The organism is Arthrobacter sp. UYCu511 (genome assembly GCF_040547105.1).
Taxonomy (GTDB): Bacteria; Actinomycetota; Actinomycetes; order Actinomycetales; family Micrococcaceae; genus Specibacter; species Specibacter psychrochitiniphilus.
The window spans coordinates 18,512-38,926 of record NZ_JBEPPB010000016.1; the positions used below are offsets into that span (position 1 = coordinate 18,512).

General features: G+C 60.9%; 16 protein-coding genes. 9 read left to right on the forward strand and 7 right to left on the reverse strand.

The window, feature by feature from the left end:
• Positions 1-7 precede the first annotated feature (7 nt).
• The 4 genes from ABIB48_RS16930 to ABIB48_RS16945 all read right to left on the reverse strand — a co-directional run bounded on the left by ABIB48_RS16930 (position 8) and on the right by ABIB48_RS16945 (position 4,591).
• A complete protein-coding gene (locus tag ABIB48_RS16930; RefSeq protein WP_110106494.1) occupies positions 8-1,471 on the reverse strand; it encodes an MGDG synthase family glycosyltransferase in 1,464 nt (487 codons plus the stop codon).
• 100 nt (positions 1,472-1,571) lie between these two features.
• A complete protein-coding gene (locus ABIB48_RS16935; RefSeq protein WP_170120955.1) occupies positions 1,572-1,733 on the reverse strand; it encodes a hypothetical protein in 162 nt (53 codons plus the stop codon).
• Positions 1,734-2,358: 625 nt separating this feature from the next.
• Positions 2,359-3,837, reverse strand: coding sequence for a gamma-aminobutyraldehyde dehydrogenase (locus ABIB48_RS16940; RefSeq protein WP_354213738.1), 1,479 nt, complete (start codon positions 3,835-3,837; stop codon positions 2,359-2,361).
• Between the two features lie 61 nt (positions 3,838-3,898).
• On the reverse strand, positions 3,899-4,591 hold the full coding sequence (locus tag ABIB48_RS16945; protein ID WP_354213699.1) for a TetR/AcrR family transcriptional regulator: 693 nt from the start codon (positions 4,589-4,591) through the stop codon (positions 3,899-3,901).
• Between the two features lie 171 nt (positions 4,592-4,762).
• Here ABIB48_RS16945 and ABIB48_RS16950 point away from each other — a divergent pair, with 171 nt between their 5' ends.
• The 7 genes from ABIB48_RS16950 to ABIB48_RS16980 all read left to right on the forward strand — a co-directional run bounded on the left by ABIB48_RS16950 (position 4,763) and on the right by ABIB48_RS16980 (position 13,510).
• Positions 4,763-6,430, forward strand: a complete 1,668-nt coding sequence (locus ABIB48_RS16950; RefSeq protein WP_354213700.1) for an amidohydrolase — start codon at positions 4,763-4,765, stop codon at positions 6,428-6,430.
• 37 nt (positions 6,431-6,467) lie between these two features.
• Positions 6,468-8,117: an ABC transporter substrate-binding protein gene (locus ABIB48_RS16955; RefSeq protein WP_354213701.1), complete on the forward strand. Its 1,650-nt coding sequence runs from the start codon at positions 6,468-6,470 to the stop codon at positions 8,115-8,117.
• Positions 8,118-8,119: 2 nt separating this feature from the next.
• Positions 8,120-9,139: an ABC transporter permease gene (locus tag ABIB48_RS16960; RefSeq protein ID WP_354213702.1), complete on the forward strand. Its 1,020-nt coding sequence runs from the start codon at positions 8,120-8,122 to the stop codon at positions 9,137-9,139.
• Entirely contained in the window at positions 9,136-9,996 is an 861-nt protein-coding gene (locus tag ABIB48_RS16965; protein WP_110106280.1) for an ABC transporter permease, read from the forward strand. Before ABIB48_RS16960 ends, ABIB48_RS16965 begins: the two co-directional genes overlap by 4 nt.
• A complete protein-coding gene (locus ABIB48_RS16970; protein ID WP_354213703.1) occupies positions 9,993-11,597 on the forward strand; it encodes a dipeptide ABC transporter ATP-binding protein in 1,605 nt (534 codons plus the stop codon). Before ABIB48_RS16965 ends, ABIB48_RS16970 begins: the two co-directional genes overlap by 4 nt.
• 73 nt (positions 11,598-11,670) lie before the next feature.
• Complete coding sequence (locus ABIB48_RS16975; RefSeq protein WP_354213704.1) at positions 11,671-13,098, forward strand: NAD(P)/FAD-dependent oxidoreductase; 1,428 nt, start codon at positions 11,671-11,673, stop codon at positions 13,096-13,098.
• Between the two features lie 64 nt (positions 13,099-13,162).
• On the forward strand, positions 13,163-13,510 hold the full coding sequence (locus ABIB48_RS16980; protein ID WP_315913508.1) for a cupin domain-containing protein: 348 nt from the start codon (positions 13,163-13,165) through the stop codon (positions 13,508-13,510).
• A gap of 71 nt (positions 13,511-13,581) precedes the next feature.
• Here ABIB48_RS16980 and ABIB48_RS16985 read toward each other — a convergent pair whose 3' ends face one another.
• Entirely contained in the window at positions 13,582-15,267 is a 1,686-nt protein-coding gene (locus ABIB48_RS16985; RefSeq protein ID WP_354213705.1) for a PucR family transcriptional regulator, read from the reverse strand.
• Positions 15,268-15,395: 128 nt separating this feature from the next.
• On the opposite strand from ABIB48_RS16985, the gene ABIB48_RS16990 reads away from it, so the two are divergent.
• Positions 15,396-16,883 (forward strand): CoA-acylating methylmalonate-semialdehyde dehydrogenase, encoded by a 1,488-nt coding sequence (locus ABIB48_RS16990; RefSeq protein WP_354213706.1) that lies wholly within the window; start codon positions 15,396-15,398, stop codon positions 16,881-16,883.
• 45 nt (positions 16,884-16,928) lie between these two features.
• Positions 16,929-18,302 carry an aspartate aminotransferase family protein gene (locus ABIB48_RS16995; protein ID WP_354213707.1) on the forward strand — a complete coding sequence of 458 codons (1,374 nt, stop codon included), beginning with the start codon at positions 16,929-16,931 and terminating at the stop codon, positions 18,300-18,302.
• A gap of 974 nt (positions 18,303-19,276) precedes the next feature.
• Here ABIB48_RS16995 and ABIB48_RS17000 read toward each other — a convergent pair.
• Positions 19,277-19,843, reverse strand: a complete 567-nt coding sequence (locus tag ABIB48_RS17000; RefSeq protein ID WP_110106287.1) for a type II toxin-antitoxin system RelE family toxin — start codon at positions 19,841-19,843, stop codon at positions 19,277-19,279.
• Complete coding sequence (locus tag ABIB48_RS17005) at positions 19,840-20,148, reverse strand: type II toxin-antitoxin system Phd/YefM family antitoxin (RefSeq protein WP_170120953.1); 309 nt, start codon at positions 20,146-20,148, stop codon at positions 19,840-19,842. Before ABIB48_RS17005 ends, ABIB48_RS17000 begins: the two co-directional genes overlap by 4 nt.
• Positions 20,149-20,415 lie beyond the last annotated feature (267 nt).

A 20,415-nucleotide genomic window follows, 5' to 3' on the forward strand; every position in this document is an offset into this window, starting at 1 on the left:
CGCCCGGTCACCCGGGGAAGGTGCGAGGGTGTGCCGACAGTGCCTCAACGCGGACGGGGAGCACGTCGTCGCCTTTGAGCATGGCGCGGAGCAACCGCCGCGCTTCCCACCGAAGTGAGAGCGGTGCAACGTCACGCCGCAGTAACAGCCCCCCGTCCGGAGCCGCATACCGCTTCTGCAGATCGCCCAGTTCCTCCGATCGCAGCAGCGCCACCGTACTGCCTGTGGCCTGCTCGACCAGCCGGACCAGCGAGGATGGACCCGTGAGGTCAGTCGCGACGAAGTGATCCCCGCTAGATGTAAGGATCGTTTTTTGCGCCGCACGGGTGACCACCAGAGGACGGAACGGCCCGTCGAGCAAACCGTGCAGTACGTCAGCCGCCGCGTCAGGGCGGCCGATTCCCTGCGCTGCCGCTTGCATTCGTTGCAACCGGCCCGGCTCGCGCAGCAACTCGTCGATCTTCCAGCCGATGGTGGCAGTATTGTTGCAGCGAACAGCCGCCCCCTGTTCCATCAGATAATCACCGTTGCGGACCTCCTGCCCCGGGATGGGGTTGACCAGCACCATGGGCAGCCCTGCAGCCATGCACTCCGATGCCGTCAACCCGCCCGGTTTTCCCACGAAAAGGTCTGCGCGGCGCAGCAGCGCCGGCATTTCCGTTGTGAAGCCGAGGACACGGTAGCGGTCACCGGCGGAGGCTACGAGCGCCTCGATGCGCTGCCTCAGCGCGTCGTTGTAACCACACACAATTGTGGCCGTGAAGGGGGAGCGCATATGCAGCATCTGCCGCACCACCGCGACGGCATAGTCACCTCCTTTCGCACCTGCCGAGATCAACAGCATCGGGGGCTCACTGACATCGCGCACGGGGGCAACATCCGGCATAGCCGCGATCGGGATCCCCGTGGCCGCGACGCGGTCAGGAGGCAGACCGAGCGCCGTCAGCTCCACGTGCCCCTCCTCCCTGGCCACGAAGAGCATGTGGAATGCGCTCGTAAGCCACAGGCCCTGGAAGTCGTAGTCGGTGGTGACCACAGCAGTTCTAGCCTCGATCACGCCGCGAAGAAGAAGTGATGCCATCAGCTGGGCTGGCAAGAAGTGCGTGCACACGATAGCGGTGGGTCGGAATCGTTTGATCGCACGGATGACCGGAACCGCATTCACCCGAGTCCAGGGGTCGATTGGACCGCGGCGTCCGAACGGCGGATCACTGGCGTCATAGCCCCACTCGACCAGCCACGGCAACTCCCTGACCAAGACGAAGTAACCCTTCCCGAGCACGTCGCGGTAGAGTGCGCTACTGACCTGCAGCACATCCAGCACCAACACCTCGACGATGTCCGTGCGCGCGGCGCACGCCTGTTGGACCGCCGCCGCGGCGCTGTTGTGCCCCGATCCCACTCCTGCAGTGAGGATCATGACGCGCTCCCCACTGCCGCTGCTTGAGCTCCGCGCTGATGGCCCACGCATGAAGACATTTTTCATGTTCATTCCCCCAACTGCTCATCGAAAACCAAAACAGCCTCTATTTAGAGTATTGCAAATAAGGCAAACTCCACGGTTGGCGGTGTCAAGCCGTCTTAGCAACATCCTCGTTGAGTAGCTTGGTGAATACTTCCCTTGGTGTGAGGAATCCCAAGACTGCCCGGGGGCGGGCGGTGAGCTCGCCGGTGATGGAGTCCAGATAGTGCGGGCGATTGTTGAGCTCGATGCCCTTGGGTAAGTACTCCACTGCTCCGGGAATGCCTTCCCAAGGGCACAGACGTGAGCGTTCACAGGGCCGAAGACCTCGACTGGGCGCGGCCGAACTCAACGACCGGCTGAAGGCCATCGAGTTTCTTATACTGGATTCGGGATGGGCAAGGAACATTCCCATCAAGTAACCGTGCTGCTTATGGTTGGGAGTTGAGACGTATCTCCTCATGGTGTGATCAGGGGGTTGAGATAATTTTTGGGTGAAATCGCGTTACATCGTTTTTCTGATGCCCAGTGGGCTATGAGTACGCCGTTCAGGCCCCAGAAGGCGGGCAAGTCCGCGAGGGACGCGCCACCGCCGCCAAAGCCTGAACGGGATCTGGATACGGCACTGACGGCTTTGCTGACCGGCGCCTACGTGGCCTGCCCCACAATGGAAACTGCAGAATCTCAGAAATCTGCTGACTGAGCCTGTTGATCACGCGATTGGCCGCTCCCACGGCGCGGACTGGCCGCCCGTTAGGACAAAGTTAGGACAAACTTGCACTCAGCTACCGCGCAGCAGCAGTCCTGCAGGCAGTTTTCATCTGGAGCGCCCCATGAGAAGGCACCCCATGAGAAGACACCTCCCATGAGAAGACACCCCCGTGAGGACACCTGCCTTAGCGCAGCGCGAAGATGGTGCGGTGCCAGTCCTTCTCGGCGGCGCCGGTCAGTTCGAACATGACGTGCTTGACCTGTGTGTATTCCTCGAGGGAGTACGCGCTCATGTCCTTGCCGAAGCCCGATTGCTTGAAGCCGCCATGGGGCATCTCGGAGATGATGGGGATGTGGTCATTGACCCACACACAACCGGCATGGATTTCGCGGGTGGCGCGCAGTGCCTTCTGCAGATTGCTTGTCCAGGCCGATGCTGCCAGCCCGTAGACGGTGTCATTGGCAAGGCGGATGGCCTCGTCGTCGTCGTCGAACGGCAGGACAACCAGCACGGGCCCAAAAACTTCGTCCTTGACGATCTCGCTCTCGGGTGCCGCATCGATAACGAGAGTCGCCGGGTAGAAAGCGCCCTGAGCGAGAGCTCCGTCGGTGGGGATGTCCCCGCCGGCAATGACCTTCGCATAGCATCGGGCCCGCTCGACCATCCCGGCCACGTGGTCGCGGTGCTTGAAGGAAACCAGCGATCCGATGTCCGCGCCGTCGTCCTCCTGCATGCCCAGACGGATGTCCCTGAAGCGCTGAGCCAGCTTGTCGGTGAACTCCTGGTAGACGGAGCGGTGCACAATCGCGCGGGTTGCGGCGGTGCAATCCTGACCTGAATTGATCAGGCTTCCTGCAACGGCGCCATGGACTGCCGCGTCAACATCGGCATCCTCAAACACCACGAACGGCGCCTTGCCGCCTAGCTCAAGGTGAACCCGCTTCGTGGTTGCAGCCGCGGCCTCCATGACAGTGCGGCCCACCGCCGTGGATCCGGTGAAGGAGACCATGTCCACGTCCCCGTGTGCCATAAGTGCCGCGCCAACCTCAGTGCCAGTGCCCACCAAGACATTGACGACGCCGGGCGGCAGCCCCGCATCATGGAGCGCCTGGGCGAACATCACCGAGGTCAGTGGAGTGATCTCGGCCGGCTTGAGCACAATCGTGTTACCCGCAGCAATGGCTGGCAGGATTTTCCATCCGGCCATCTGCAGCGGATAGTTCCACGGCGCGATGGAGCCGATAACACCGATGGCCTCACGGCGAATGCTTGAGGTGTGCTCGGGCGAATATTCGCCCGTGGCCTTGCCTTCAAGGTGGCGGGCGGCGCCGGCGAAGAACTCCACATTGTCGATGGTGCCCGGCACGTCAAAATTCCGTGTCAGCCGCAGCGGCTTGCCTGTTTGGCTGCTCTCGACCTGAGCGAATTCCTCCGCGCGTTCGCTCAGGATTGCACCAAGGCGGTGCAGGATCGCCGAGCGCTCGCCAGGTGGCGTGCGCGCCCACGCGGGGAACGCGGCGCGGGCGGCGGCCACGGCACTGTCGACGTCGTCCTCGTTGGCGAGGTCCACGGTAGCGACGATGGCGCCCGTGGCCGGATTGACGACGTCGTGCGTCTGGGCCGATGAGCCCTGCCGGATGCTGCCGTTGATGAACTGGTACATCATGCTCCCTTGGGATGGGTGGGGTAAGGCCGTGGCGCGGCGTCCTGCCGCGCCCCGTGGTCTAGCGGGTACCGTCGCGCTCCACCGAATCGAGAATGGCGCCCAGGCCTGCCTGGAAAACGCTTATGCCGTCGAGGTCAAGAAGGCGCTGGCGATGTTCCTGGATCAGCGGGAAACCGGTGACTGAGGCCACGGCAATTGCCTCCAACCAGGGCTCGTGGCCATCGGAGTTTGGTTTCGCCAATACTTCTTGGGCCAGTCCTGAGCCATGGCCCAGAGTGAAGCTTTCCAGGGCGCCGTAATAATGCACTATGCGCTCACCGGACAGGCCGGCATCCTTGAGGCACAAAAGGACAAATTCGATGGCGTGCAGCTCGCCCTGGCCAAAGGTGTCCGTAGCGAAGGAGTCGCAGCCAATGGACGGGTATTTGATGAAGACATCGACTACGGCATTGAGGTAGCACTCAAGCCGAGGGCGCCATTCTTTAGGAGCCTGAGCCGTCGTGGCTTCCTCAAGCGCCATGGTGAACAATCTGTCCAGCGCTGCCTGCAGGATTGCGTCACGATTGCGGAAGTGGCGGTACATGGCGGTTGGGTTGGCACCAAGAGCCTCGCCGAGGCTCTTGAAAGTAAATCGCGACTGTGGTTCGTCGCGGGCAAGTACCAGTACGGCGTCGATGATGGTGTCTGCATCGAGCCGCACACGCCGTTCGGGGGGGAGTTCATCCGCTAGAACGGGGCTGGGGATAGCCATGTAGCACCGTCTCTTCCAAAAATTGATTGATTTGCTTCTTTGATTCCACGCTACATGAGAATCGCTGACCACAGTCAACGCTAATGTCAATGCCATTGTCAACGTCATTGACATTCTCAATTTTGCCGCATAACGTGACGTGCAACACAACGTTCTATCGAGGGGTACACGATGACAGTCGCGTCAACGATTTTTGGCAATGGCTTGGTCTACACAGGTTTGGAGCAGGGCCCCCGCCCTGCAGCGGTGGCCATCGGGGAAGGCCGCGTGCTGGCCATTGGGAGCCTTGATGAGCTTTCAGCCTTTGTAACCAGGGATACACACCATGTTGACCTGCGTGGACGTCTCCTTATTCCGGGCTTTCAAGATGCGCACGTGCATCCCATCATGGCGGGCGTTGAACACCTGCAGTGCGATCTCAATGAGGCAACCACCGCAGATGAAGCAGTTGCCGCTGTTCGTGACTATGCACAGAGCCACCCGGATGAGCCCTGGATCATTGGCGCAGGCTGGGCCATGGACCTGTTTCCGGGCGGAACGCCCACACGCCAGATGCTTGACGCCGTGGTCTCGGACCGCCCCGTCTTGATTCAGAACCGCGACCATCACGGAGCCTGGGCCAACACCAAGGCCTTTGAAGTGGCCGGTATTGACGCCTCAACCCATGACCCCGCCAGCGGCCGTCTTGAGCGTGAGGCCGATGGCTATCCTGCCGGAACCGTTCATGAAGGCGCCATGGGGCTCTTTGACCATGTGCACCCGGGCATTGCGCCCGGTCAGGCCCGTGAGGGGTTGCTGTGGGCCCAAGAGCTCATGGTTTCCTACGGAATTACCGCCTGGCAAGACGCCTGGGTGGGTGCCTCCGAGGAAGGTTTCGGTGACACCCTGGCGGTCTACCGCCAGGCGCTTGAGGCTAACGAACTGAAGGTTCGCGTCCGCGCAGCCCAGTGGTGGGACCGGGCCGCTGGCCCTGAGCAGATCGAGGGAATCCTGGCACGGCGCGATCAAATCGCGGCCTCCTGCGACCCGCTGCGGCTTTCGGCGGGAACGGTAAAGGTCATGGTTGACGGCGTAGCCGAGAACTTCACCGCAGCTATGCACGCCCCCTACCGTGACAATCACGGACACGCTACTGACAACCACGGGATTGAATTCTTTGAACCCGGCCAGATGCGCCAGTTCGTCACAGATCTGGACGCCAACGGCATGCAAGTCCATTTTCATGCCTTGGGGGACCGCGCAGTCACAGACGCCCTTGACGCCGTCGAGCATGCCCTGACCGTCAATGGTCCCAGCGGCAACCGGCACCACCTGGCGCACCTTCAGGTGGTGCGCAGTGAGGACGCGCCGCGTTTCGCAGCCATCGGCGCAACAGCCAACATCCAAGCACTCTGGGCGTGCCACGAAGAACAGCTTGACGAACTGACCTTACCGTTCATGGAGGACGGCGCCGTCCAGCGCCACTATCCCTTCGGTGAACTTGCTGCCGCAGGTGCCCATCTGGCCGCCGGCAGTGACTGGGCGGTCTCTTCTCCCAACCCGATTCTGGCCATTCACGTGGCGGTGAACAGGGTGGAACCGGGTGGCTCGCTGCCCGCGTTGGGACCGAAGCAGCACAAGCTCACGCTTAAAGCGATCCTCGATGCCTACACTCAGGGCACTGCATGGGTCAATCACCTCGATGCGGCCACCGGCACCATCCGTCCCGGGGCCCTCGCCGACCTGGCAATTCTTGATAAAAACCTCTTTGACATCCCCTCGCAGGATTTGCACACGGTCCAAGTGGACCAAACCTGGATTGCCGGCGAGCTTGTCTTTGCCCGGGGCGTGAGCCAGTGACTTCCCCAGCGCAAGTCACTATTTGTGGAGGAAACCCATGACCCGATTTAGCACCTGGCTGAGACGGATTGGCCCTGGAGTGGCCGGCTGTTCGGCTGTTGCCCTCATGCTCACCGGCTGCGGACCCGCCGCGATTGGCAACGACGACGGCGCCCCTAAGTTCGAGCTCAGCGCCACAACACCCAATCCCAGCAAGGAAATCGATAGTTTCAGCTGGGCGCTCTACGCAGAGCCGTTCTCACTGGACTACGCCTATGCTTTCGATTATTCGGATAACCTGGTGCTCTCGAACATGTGTGAGTCCCTCTTTAGCTGGAACGCGGACCTCACCACATCTCCAGGACTGGCCACGAAGTTTGAACAACTTGATGACCTGACCTGGGTGTACACCATCCGTCAGGGCGTGCACTTCCATGATGGCTCACTCATGAGCGCCGACGACGTTGTGGCCTCGCTCCAACGCCACCAGAGCGAAGAAGTTGGCTCGTTCTGGGCTTCCTCTTTTGATCGTGTAGCTTCCATTGAAAAGACCGGCGACTATGAGGTCACCATCACCACAACAACCCCGGACTACGGCCTGAACTCAGCTCTTGTGGGTGCGCCGGGCGTCATCGAATCGGCCAAGACCCTCGCCGAGGCAGGTACCGATTACGGTAATTCTTCAACCGGCGTGAACTGCACGGGCCCCTTCATGTTTGATAACTGGGCACCGGGGGAAAGCATCAGCCTGAAGCGCTTTGATAACTATTGGGATCCGGAGGCCAAGGCCAAGGCGAAGGAGATGTCCTTCCAAATCCTTCCCGATGCCACCGCACGCACCAATGCCCTACAGACCGGTGAGATCGACGGAAGCTGGCAGGTTCCCTCAAATGCCATTGACATTCTGAAGGCAAATACTGACGCAGGGAACATGTACTTCGGTACCGACACTTCGGTGCAAAGCCTCGTCACCTCCAATCTTGAGGGGGTCTTCGCTGATGTCCGCGTCCGCAAGGCCCTCATGATGGCGATCAATCGAGAGGCGTTGCTGCGGGCCGCAGAACAGGGCTACGGGAGCGTGACTAATGGGCTGACAACCAAAAACGTCTGGATCGGGGCCAAACCCGCTACCGTCGATGCAGCCTTCGGCGAGCTACAAACCCTTGACTACGATCTCGAAGAAGCCAAACGCCTCGTTAAGGATGCCGGCGCAACGGGGAAGAAGTTCGTCTACGCGACGGCGTCCATCACGGCCGCCTTTGACATCGCCTCCCGGGCCGTCGCCTCGGCCGCCAAGGAAATTGGCCTGGAGCCCGAAATTCTGACCATGTCCAATGACAAATACACCACGTTGTTCTCGGACCCGGAAGCCCGCAAGGGGATCGATATCTTTGAGACGTCCTGGTACCTCTCAAGTGCCGAACCGCTTGAAATGTACACGGTGCTACGCACAGGGGACTTCAGCAATTATGGGGGCTGGTCAAACACCGAGTTCGATGACCTGGTCAACGAGGCAATCGGAACCAAGGATCCCGATGCCAAAGCCCAACTGACGGCGCAGGCCGCCAAGATCGCCAGCGATGAGGTGGTGTGGTCCCCGCTCTATGAAACAGTCACCTCCTTGTGGCTGGGCAAGCGCATTACCGGTGTGGCCCCGTCAATCAACTACATGTACTTCCCGTGGGCAGCAACGATCGGAGGCCGGTAACCATGGCTGTAACTGACATAGTGGCGGCTCCGGCCCCGTCAACGCGTGGCACAAAGAAGAAGCTGAAGGCATCGCCGGTGATCTTTGTGATTCGCAAGGTGGCAACCCTGCTCATCACCTTGTTCTTCGCCTCGCTGATCGTCTTCTTCTCGCGATTCATCCTCCCGGGGGACCCCGCACGGTTCCTCTTGCGTGGCCGCAGCCCCAACCCCGCGGCACTGGCTGCTATCACCAAGCAATATGGTCTGGACAAGCCGCCCGTAGAGCAATACCTTTCCTGGGTGGGCGGAATTCTCCATGGAGATTGGGGCCGCTCCCTTGCCTACCGCCAGGATGTCAGCGAGGTGCTGCTGGCCCGGCTTCCCGTGACACTTGAACTCGTGGCACTGGCCGCAGTCTTCATTACCGTCCTTGGATTAGCGGCCGGAATCTTGGCCAGCTTGAACAAGGGTGGCTGGGACCGTTTCATCCTGATCTCAGTCACGGCCGCTGGCGCCATTCCGCCCTTCGTTGCCGCGATTGCCCTGACGGCACTGTTCTCCGTCCAGCTCGGCTGGTTCCCCTCCTTTGGCAGTGGAAGCGGCGGATTGGACAGGCTCTGGCATCTAACCCTGCCGTCACTGGCCCTTGGCGTCACCTACATTGCCTTCATGGCCAGGGTTACTCGGTCCTCCATGAATGAGCAGCTGACCCGTGAACACGTTGAGGTGGCCACCAGCCGCGGTCTGAAACCCAGCGCAGTAGTTTTCAGGCACGTTCTCCGCAACGCCATGGCCCCCATCTTGACCGTGAGCGGCGTTCTGATTGCCGGACTTCTGGTCTCAAGCGCCATCGTGGAGCAAACCTTCGGCCTAGCCGGAATTGGCGGGCTGCTGGTGCAGTCAATCGACCGCCTCGACTTCTCCGTGGTGCAGGCAATCGTCATGATCGTCGTCACCGCCTTCGTTGTGGCCAACACCATTGTTGATCTGATCCAGCCCCTCCTTGACCCTCGAATCGCAGCAGGAACGGAGTCCCGATGACTCTCACAGCAACGCTTCTTCCCGGCCTATCAAAACGCCGCTATGGAAGCATGTTCTCAACGGTTGGCTGGGCAGCAGTGGTGGTGGCGCTCACCGTTGTCCTCCTCTCAGTCCTGGCCCCCTTCATTGCACCGTACGATCCGAACTATGTGGACCTTGAGAATGTTCTGAGCGGCCCCAGCCTGGCCCACTGGCTTGGCACTGACGCCATGGGCCGTGACCTACTGAGCCGGCTCATGTTTGGCGGGCGTACCTCACTGGTTGGTCCGTTGATTGTGGTTGTGGCATCTACTATCTTTGGTTTGCTGCTGGGCCTGGCTGCGGGGTGGAGCGATGGCTGGATCAGCGCACTGCTGAGCCGTATCTTCGACCTCGTCTTTGCCTTCCCCGCACTCCTACTCTCCATGCTGGCGATTGCACTGTTCGGCAAGGGACTCGTGGCGCCGATCATCGCCATGACCATCAGCTACATTCCCTACGTTGCCCGTTTGACCCAGCAGCTGGTCATATCTGAGCGCTCCCGGCCCTACGTTCAGGCCTACCGCGTGCTTGGTTTCAGGACCTCCTGGGTGGTGCTTGGCCGCGTGCTGCCAAACCTGGTCCCCACTGTGGGCGCCCAGTCCACCCTGAATTTTGGTTACGTCCTGGCCGATCTTGCCGCACTGTCCTTCATTGGCCTTGGCATTCAACCACCAACTTCTGACTGGGGAGCCATGATCGAGGAGGCCCGCGGGGCTTTGCTTAGCGGAAGTCTCATGCCCGCCCTGCTGCCGGCACTGGTGGTGGTCCTTATTGTTGTCTCAATCAACGTGATCGGTGAGGAACTTTCCGATCGGATTGGCGGAAACCTCTCATGAGTAAACTCCTTGAAATTGAACAGTTCTCCATGGCCTTTCCCGGCCGCGGGAACCTGCTCAGTGATGTGAGCCTACACGTGGACGAAGGCGAGGCCGTGGCCTTGGTGGGTGAGTCTGGTTCAGGAAAGTCACTGACCACACGGGCGGCGTTGGGCCTCTTCCCCGAGACCTCACGCCTGAGCGGTTCGGTGAAGGTTCGCGGACTTGACACCACCACAGCCTCCGGAACCAAGCTGCTGGAGCTGCGCCGCAACCGCGCCTCGATGATCTTCCAGGACCCGCGCGCCGGCATCAACCCGGTGCGGACCGTAGGCGATTTTGTCACAGAGACGCTGGTGCGCTGGCGCGGACTTAGCCGGCAAGAGGCCGAGGCCCAGGCCGTGGCCCAGCTGGAGCAGGTGGGCCTGCGCCGCGCCAAGGAAATGATGCGCCAGTACCCGCATCAGCTCTCCGGCGGCATGCTCCAAAGGGTCATGATTGCGGCGGCGCTGCTTGACTCGCCCGAGTTGTTGCTGTGCGATGAGCCAACAACAGCCCTTGATGTCACCACTCAGGCTGGGATTGTCACGCTGCTGCGCGAACAGCAGCAGGCCCGCGGCATGGGCATGCTCTTTATTACCCATGACCTGAACCTCGCAGGCTCGCTGTGTGACAGGGTCTACGTATTGCGCAAGGGCGAGGTTGTTGAGCACGGCGGGTCGCGCCAGGTCTTCACCAGCCCGCAGGCGGACTACACGCGCCAGCTCATCGCGGCAACACCAAGCATCGACATTGACAAGGTTCCTGCAGTTCCTGTCCAAGACGATCAGAGCCCGCTATTGCGGGTTGAGGGACTGTGCCGGCGCTACACGCTGCCCGGAGGGGAGATCCTCAACGCGCTGAACAATGCAAGCTTTACGCTGGCCAAGGGCGGTTCGCTGGGTGTTGTGGGTGAGTCGGGTTCGGGGAAATCCACCCTGGCTCGTATGATCGTTGCCCTTGAAACGCCCGACGCCGGGGAGCTGGAAGTTAGCGGCCGGCCCCGGGCTCACCGTGCTCTGAAGGCCGGTGAGCGCAAGCTTTTGGCCAAGGACGTACAGATCGTTTTCCAGGATCCGTACCTCTCCCTTGATCCCCGGATTCCCGTGGGCAAGGCCGTTGCCGATGTTTTCCGGCTCCATCAAGGGCAGACTCGCAGCGCGGCCTTACAAAGCGCAAGGGAACTCCTTGACCGGGTGGGCATTGGTCCGGAACGGTTCGATTCCAAGCCCCGTGCGCTCTCAGGTGGTCAGCGCCAGCGTGTTGCCATCGCCAAGGCTTTGGCCGCCAGGCCCAAGCTGCTGGTCCTGGATGAAGCCACCAGCGCCCTGGACGTTTCGGTCCAGGCCCAGGTGCTGGAACTCGTGGAAGAACTCAGGGATCAATTGGGTCTGACAATCCTCTTCGTCACCCATGACCTTGCCGTGGTCTCACGGCTTTGCTCGGAACTGTTGGTGTTGCGGGACGGGGTGATCGTTGAACAAGGTTCAACCGCGCAGATCCTGGGCGCCCCTGCCAGCGAGTACACCCGGACACTCATCAACTCCCGTCCCCAACTTCTCTGGCAGGACCAGCCAGTCTAAATTCGTTACTCAAGGCTGTCACGCCACCAAGGTTTCCGGTGACGGGACGGCCGCCCAAGTAGGAGAGATTTAAGTGCATACCACCGTATTTGAACGGAAATTCCCCAGCTCAGCCGTTGTGGAAGCATCATTGTCAGGAACTGTTCCCCGTCCGTTTTGGATCGATGATCTAGGGCCGGACGTGATTCGCTACCCTCGCCTTGAGGGGAAGTTGCAGGCCGATCTGGTGATAGTCGGTGGTGGCTACACCGGGCTGTGGACCGCATTGCGGGCCAAGGAGCGCAACCCTAGCCTGGACGTCGTCGTGGTTGAGGCGCAGCGTCTTGGCTGGGCTGCTTCCGGGCGCAACGGCGGCTTCTGCGAGGCAAGCCTCACGCATGGCTATGAAAACGGTAAGAATCGCTGGCCCAAGGAACTGGAGCAGCTGGAACGCCTTGGCATGGAAAATCTTGACGGTATCGCCGAAACAGTCGAACGTTACTCGATGGACTGCGAATTCGAGCGGACCGGGCAGCTGAACGTAGCAGTGGAACCGCATCAGGTGCCCTGGCTGGAGGGCGATGAAGAAGGTGGCGAGTTCTTCGACCAGGACGGCGTACGTTCGCTGGTGAACTCACCGACGTACCTTGCCGGGCGGTGGTTCAAGGACGATACAGCCATGGTCCATCCCGCGAAGCTGGTTGCCGAGTTGGCACGTGTTGTGAGCGAGCTAGGTGTCCGCATCTTTGAGCAGTCACCTGTTACCAGCCTGGAGGATCAGGCTCATGGCGTGCGCGTTGAGTCAGTCTCGGGTGGTGTCACTAGCAGTGTTACGGGTAAGCAGGTGGCCCTCGGCACCAACGTGTTCCCCTCACTGCTCAAGCGCAACAGCCTCATGACTGTCCCTGTCTACGACTATGCACTCATGACCGAGCCGCTCTCGGCCGAGCAGCTCGCTTCGATTGGCTGGAAGAACCGCCACGGCATCGGGGACATGGCCAACCAATTCCACTACTACCGTCTGAGCAAGGACAACCGCATCCTCTTCGGAGGGTATGACGCCGTTTATTATCCGGGCCGGAAGGTCAAGGAAGAATATGAGTTGCGGGAGGAGTCCTTCGCGAAGCTGGCCAGCCACTTTTTTACCACCTTCCCGCAGCTTGAAGGCCTGAAGTTCTCCCACAAGTGGGGTGGTGGCATCGATTCAAGCACCCAGTTCTGCGCGTTCTTCGGCACGGCCCGCAAGGGGCGGGTGGCCTACGCGGCAGGATTCACCGGGCTGGGGGTGGGGGCAACCAGGTTTGCCGCCGATGTCATGCTGGACCTGCTCGCAGGCAAGGACACCGAGCGGACCCGTCTTGAGATGGTCAGCAAACGGCCGTTGCCGTTCCCGCCTGAGCCGCTCGCGTCCATAGGCATCAACCTGACCCGCTGGTCCATGGACCGCGCGGACCACAACGAGGGCAAACGCAACGTGATCCTGAAGACGCTCGACGCCGTCGGGCTTGGTTTCGACTCTTAAACCTGTGCGGGTGCAGCATAAGCCGCGGCACCCGCACTCCACTTTCCAACAAAGGAACACACCAATGAGTGTCAAGACTGCCGAATGGTTTTCGGCGCCCGGCCTTGAGCTGGAGCACCAGCGGATCCCCGCCGAGGACGTGCTGGCGGGAAACCCCAGTACCGCGATTCACGAGCTTGAAGGCTTGGATGGCGTCAGCGTGGGCATTTGGGAAATGACGCCCGGGACCGCAACCGACACCGAGGCCGAGGAGGTCTTCGTTGTGCTCGCCGGCAGGGCCCGCATCGAATTCCTCGGTACAGGACACGCGCTGGACATCGCCGCAGGGGACGTTGTCCGCCTCCGCGCCGGCCAACGCACAGCCTGGACCGTCACCGAGACGTTGCGCAAGGTGTACTTCGCCAGCGAATAACGCGCCGTTGAGGTGCCGGACCGTTGAGGTACCGCGCCGATCAGGCACCGGCAGGTTGAGGCGCGGGGAGGCTACTGGCCGCGAAGCCTGTGCAGCATCAGTGCCACGTGCAGTGACGTCCGCGATTCAGGGTCGTCTAGGTCAACCTCCAGGAGCTGTTCCAACTTGGCGAGGCGGGCATACAGGGTTGGCCGGCTCAGGTATCCGCTGCGGGCCATGGCCGCCTTGTTGCCTCCGGAGTCGAGATAGCGGCCCAGTAGCTCCAAGTATCCCTGTGCGCCTTCGGCCTCGGCCGCCAGGACGGTTTCCAGCTCGGACTCGGCAAATTGCTGCACGCGCGGATCGTTGCGAATTAGGGCCAACAGGCCGCCCAGCCTGATGTCCGTGGCCCGGTAGTAAGCCCTGTCTTGTTTGCGCAACGTTGCCGCTGTGTCTGCCACGTGCGTGGCTTCGTCAATGCCTGCGGCCGCCTCAAGTAGCGTTGAGCGGTAGCGTCCGACGCCGATGATCCAGCGGGCGGCTAAGTCACCTTCGCCGTGGCCCACCTGGGTGGAGAGTGCAGCCGCCAGGCGCTGAAGGGTGTGGTCTTCGAGTTCCTTGGCCGCAAGGCCAAGGAGCATGCCCACTGAACCCGACTCGATGCTGGCCGTGAGCGCATTGCCCGCCGTGGATTTCAAGGCCGTGCCCAGGAGTTCAAGCAGCGCCCGCTCTTGCTGCTGGTTGGCTAGGGGATCGCCCGGGGATGAGTCCTGATGCAGGCTGCGAAAGACCAGGGGCAGGTAGAAGGGTGAGCGTTTCAAGCCCAGGGACCCGGCGCGAGCCAGCGCCTCGGCCTCGGTCAGTCCGCGTGGTTGGCGCAGGGCGCTGAGCAGGCCTGCTTGGGCTTGTTCGGAGAGCCCGCGCTGATCCCTCTCGGCCAGCCGGTTGATAGCAAGCGTCTGGGCCGCGCGCTCAAGGACCATAACCGCCGCCTCGTCCTCGTGGACGCTGTCCGGTGGCAGCGGCACCACCAAACGTCCCCACAGCTGAGCTTTAATGCCAACCGGAACCTGCAGCCAGCCCTCCGGACCGCTACGAGCCACGGTGTTAGCTCTTGCCGTTGAATCGGCGGCGGGCCGGGCCGGAGGAGTTGTGCGGGAGCGCCGCTCCCAATCGTGGAGCAATTCTGCGGCGGGTAAGCCCTGCGCCGAAAAGGCCAGGGCATGATGTTGGAGGTCCTCAAGCACCACGGGTGCCCCAATCATCGCCGCGGCCTGTTCCACCACTTGCGCGGTCCCGGCGCTTTCAAGGCTTAAGACGGTGAACGCCTCATGGACATCCCTTGCGTGTTCCACTTTCTCCAGCTGTTCGGCAACGATCATCCTGTGCACGATCTCGGTGATTTCAACGAACCTGACACGGCGGTGCACCACGGCGATCGGCATTCCCGCCGCCTTGGCTGCATCCTTGAGTGCCGCCGTGGTACTTTCCCTCGGTGCTGTGCGCTCGATGATCAGCCCGGCTGCGCCCGCGGTTTCAAGGGAGCGGATGTACGCAGCGGTGCGGCCCGGGTCCTTATCCAGCTCAAGGCCGGTAGTGAGGACCAACTCGCCACCAGAGAGCAGCCCGGCCAAATCCAGCAACTCACTGACGTGGACCCACCGGACGGGAGTATCAAGGCCACCGTCCCCGCCCAAACTGCCGTCCCCGCCCAGGATTTCGGGATCGGCAGCGCGGACCACAGGCAGGTTCAGGATAGAGCGCAATGTTGGCAGCATTTACACAGTGTAATGGATCTCATTGAATTCTTTACACATGGCTCCTATCGTCTGTGTTTGAACCGCGGCAGACTGGAGTCAACGCCGGGGAGAACACCTCGCATTGGAATTCATCAACAGGAGATAACGTGAACACCATTGAGCATTGGATCAACGGCAGCCCGGTCAAGGCAGGCGAGCGCACCTCAGAGGTCACCAACCCAGCCACGGGTAAGGTCACAGGAAACGTGGTGTTGGCCCGCGCCGAAGATGTTGATGTAGCCGTGGCTGCGGCCAAGGCCGCCTTCCCGGCATGGCGTGATGCGTCCCTTGCCCGCCGCACCCAGGTCCTCTTCGCATTCCGTGAACTGCTCAACGCCCGCAAGGGTGAATTGGCAGCGATCATCACGGCCGAACATGGCAAGGTGCTCGATGACGCACTCGGGGAAGTTTCCCGCGGCCAGGAAGTGGTTGAGTTCGCCTGTGGCATCGCGCACCTGATCAAGGGCTCCTACACGGAGAACGCCTCAACCAAGGTTGACATCCACTCCGTCCGCCAGGCCCTGGGCCCGGTCGCCATCATCAGCCCTTTCAACTTCCCAGCCATGGTGCCCATGTGGTTCTTCCCGCTGGCCATTGCCGCGGGCAATACCGTGATCCTCAAGCCCAGCGAAAAGGTTCCCACAGCAGCCATCTGGATGGCGGAATTATGGAAAGAGGCTGGCCTGCCTGACGGCGTGTTCAACGTGGTGCAGGGCGACAAGGTTGCCGTTGACTCGTTGTTGACCCACCCCGACATTATGGCTGTATCCTTTGTTGGTTCCACTCCCATCGCCCAGTACGTGTACAAGACGGCAACAGCCAACGGCAAGCGGGTCCAGGCGCTCGGTGGGGCCAAGAACCACATGATCGTCCTGCCCGACGCGGAGCTGGACCTAGCCGCCGATGCCGCCATCAACGCCGGCTTCGGCTCGGCGGGCGAACGTTGCATGGCGATCTCTGCCTTGGTTGCCGTGGGTGGCATAGCTGATGAACTGGTCGGAAAGATTGCCCAGCGCGCCGGTGAGCTGCGCACAGGCGACGGGCTGCGCGGTTCTGACATGGGACCGCTTGTTTCAGCGGCCCACCTGGAAAAAGTTTCCGGCTATGTTGATGCCGGAGAGGCCGCTGGGGCAACCCTTGTGGTGGATGGCCGGAACGTGGCGCCCGACGCCGAAGGCAGCGGATTCTTCCTAGGCCCCACCCTCTTCGACAACGTCAGCACGGACATGAGCATCTACACGGATGAAATCTTTGGCCCGGTTCTCTCGGTCCTGCGCGTGGACAGCTTTGACGAAGCACTGGCGCTGGTCAACGGCAGTCCCTACGGCAACGGCACCGCTATTTTCACCAGCGACGGCGGTGCCGCCCGCCGCTTCGAAAATGAGGTGCAGGTGGGCATGGTGGGCATCAACATCCCCGTCCCCGTTCCGATGGCCTACTATTCCTTCGGCGGCTGGAAGAACTCCCTCTTTGGCGACACCCATGCGCACGGAACAGAGGGTGTGAACTTCTTCACCCGAGGCAAAGCCGTCACCACCCGCTGGTCGGACCCGAGCAACCGTGGCATCGACCTCGGCTTCCCCCAGAACGTCTAACCGACCAACCGCAGAGAAATTCGCAGAGAACTAAAGGAGAAAATAATGACGTCCATCATTGAAAGCGGTACCGGGCCTCAGACCGGCATCACCGAAGATGCCCACCGCACCTGGGAGCTTGACCGCAAGCATGTGTTTCATTCGTGGTCGGCACAGGATTCGATCAATCCCATGGTTGTCACCGCCGCCCAAGGCTCCTACCTGTGGGCTGGGGAGGGGAAGAAGTACCTCGACTTTTCCTCCCAGCTGGTCAACACCAACATTGGCCACCAACATCCCGCCGTGGTGGCGGCCATTGCGGCGCAGGCCACTACCTTGTGCACCATCGCCCCCAGCTACGCCAATGCTGCCCGTTCGGAGGCTGCCCGCCTGATTGCCGAGCGCACACCGGGTGAGCTGGATCGAATCTTCTTCACCAACGGCGGGGCCGACGCCAACGAACACGCCGTGCGGATGGCGCGCTTGCACACGGGCAAGCACAAAGTGCTTTCCGCCTACCGTTCCTACCACGGTGGAACTCAGCTTGCCATCAACATGACAGGTGATCCCCGCAGGTGGCCCAGCGACAACGCCAGCACGGGTACCGTGCATTTCTTCCCGCCGTACCTGTACCGCACGGCCTTCCACGCCACCACCGAGGAAGAGGAATGTCAGCGTGCGTTGGAGCATCTCGATCAGCTGATCGCCCTTGAGGGGCCCGCCACGATTGCCGCGCTGATCCTGGAGAGCATCCCGGGAACCGCCGGCATTCAGGTCCCGCCGCCCGGATACCTGCAGGGCGTGCGTGAACTGTGCACCAAGTATGGGATCGTGTTCATTGCCGATGAAGTCATGGCAGGTTTTGGGCGTACCGGAAAGTGGTTTGCCGTTGACCACTTTGACGTTGTGCCCGATTTGTTGACCTTTGCCAAGGGGGTGAACTCCGGGTACGTGCCGCTGGGCGGCGTTGCCATCAGCCCGGCCATCGCGGCGACTTTTGGCTCGCGCGTCTACCCGGGCGGCCTCACATACTCAGGCCACCCGCTGGCAACTGCGGCGGCCGTCGCAACCATCAATGCCATGGAGGATGAGGGCATAGTGGGGCACGCGGCCACCTTGGGTGAGAGCGTCATCGGCCCAGCGTTGCGCGGCTTCGCCGAGCGTCACCGCTCCGTGGGTGAGGTCCGTGGAATGGGTGTGTTCTGGGCCATTGAACTTGTCAAGGACCGCCAAACACGTGAGCCCTTGGCGCCCTACGGTGGCTCATCGCCGGAAATGAGCCAGATCGTGGCGGCAGCCAAGGAGAAGGGCCTAATTACCTTCACCAACTTCAACCGCATTCACGTAGTGCCCCCTTGCAACATCAGCGTGGAGGATGCAAGCCTGGGCCTGGGGATTCTCGATGACGTCCTGGCGATCGCCGATGCATTGATCGCCTGAGCCGTGATCCACCGGTAAACCTTGATCCACCGGCCTGCCTCAAAGCGCTGCTTGATTATGTCCGGTGGGAGCGGTTTCGTTTTTGGGCGTGGCGGGGTGGATAGTGAATCTGAGTATCGGCGAGGATAATCTGGTTGCCGCCATACAGGCAAATCCTGCTCGCTTCGATGTCATGCCTCACCGGAAGTACAGGGACAGGAGGGCCAATTCCTGATAGTCACTTTCTCAAGGTTTCCAGGTGAGTTCAGTGTTTCTCGCTAGTGCGTGCTTTTGACCGGAGTGGCGGCGGCTATAGATGCTGGTCTGGCATCTGGAGACGGGCAGCTGCGCATCAAAGTTTGCGGAGCACGGCATGGGGATCCAGAACGTGGTCCCTGGGACCGGTATAAGGAGCGGAAAGAAAAAAGATACGCTCCGGTCCGAAGTCCGAGGTGTAACCCTTTGCGTTCCCACATCAAGGCGGAACCGTGTCCCGCGACATAGTGGCAACTATGGCCCGAGACATCACATTGGTGCCCCGGGCGGGAATTGAACCCACGACCAAGAGAAACTCATCATCTGGATTTGCCTGTTGTCGTTGACTGCCAAAATCCGCGTGTTTCCGCGCTACTTCATGGGTTCCAAAGGCTATGGCGTGTCGTGGACTGCCGTCGTTCTTGGTTGAAAAAGGGGAATAAAAGGGGAGTGCCACTGGATGGGCCGGTGACCCTGTGCGGATTCAGGTTCAACTTCTGGGCAGAGTGTGCCATGTGTGAGGTGCCCGCTCACCTGGAGGTCGCTGTCATTGGTGATTATCTTACGCCGGGGCTCGGTGCAAGGTAATAGTAGGTTCGTCGAGACTTGGTTGCGAACATTGGCAACGGGTCGACGAAATCTGGGCAACCAAACCGACACCATTTGTTTTGGCATGACATGGTCGCCTACTGCCGGAATTCCTTGTCGATCAATTGGTCTGGCTCGCGAGGCTTGAGTGCCTATTCCTTGCGCTGGTTGGACCAGTGTTCCATCAACAACTCTTGACCTTGCTGTTCGGTCAGGTTGAAGATTTCTTCCGGGGCAAGGTTGAGTTGATCGCGGAGGGCGGTCTGAAGCCAGCTCGGAAGAGTGGATTCCCTGGTGGGTTCTGCGGCAGCTTCAACGGATTCGTAAAGACGTCCCATTTGGGTGATGACGTCTTTTAGCGGTTGAAGCTTGGGGTCATCTCCTATCCGTGCGACTCGTGCTTTGAGTTCTTCGTAGATTTCTCTGTCCGACCTAACGCCCACGGCCCATATTTCGGAGATGTCAAGGATTGGTGTGCCATCTGTGTCTGCGGTGACTCTCCAGACAATGCGCCAATCGCGGTCCCCTACAACAAGTTTGCGGAAACCAATCAAGGCGCCCAACAGGGGTTCGCCTGCGTTGGTCGAGCGCTCCAAGAGCAGCATCTTCTTGAAGACGGTGCGGACGATCTGAGGGTCTTTCTTACTGAGCCGGTGAAGGTCGGCAACGGCATCTTCGGTGAGTCGAACGACGCAGACGCGCTGCGGGTGTGGGCTCACGCTCGCCCTGCGGCGATGTCGGCAGCAATCTCGGCCTCCAGCTCAGCACGGGTGAATCCAAAGAATTCCATGGCCTGGTCTAGATCGGTGCGGACGCCGCTGTCGGTGGCGAAACGAGCCATGACGAGAGCTGCATCGCGCAGAGTGTCACGGTCCCGCCGAAGGCTGGAGATTTCCTCAGCGGAAACAACTTCGGCGACGACCCGGCCATGTCGGGAAAGTGGCACGTCGTTTCCCGCTTCAGCCGAGGCAACTAAGGAGGACAAGCCGGCACGTGATGCTTCTGTGATCGTCATGGTGGTCATATATGAACTATACAGATTTCTATGTAGATTCTCAATCGGTCGCGTGCACCGCGATCGCCGTGGCGTCAACGCCGATCGGGAATGGATTATGTCCGCTTTCCGTGTTGGCCGTAATGGTCAATGATTCACAACGGCTTAAATGTCCCGTATGGGGAGCCTTGGGTTCCCCTCTGGAACTGCCATGGAGCGACTTTTCAGCTCCAGCGCGCGCATGAATCCACGGGCCGGGGGTCGACCGGCTTGCGGGATAGGCTCGATAACGTGCTT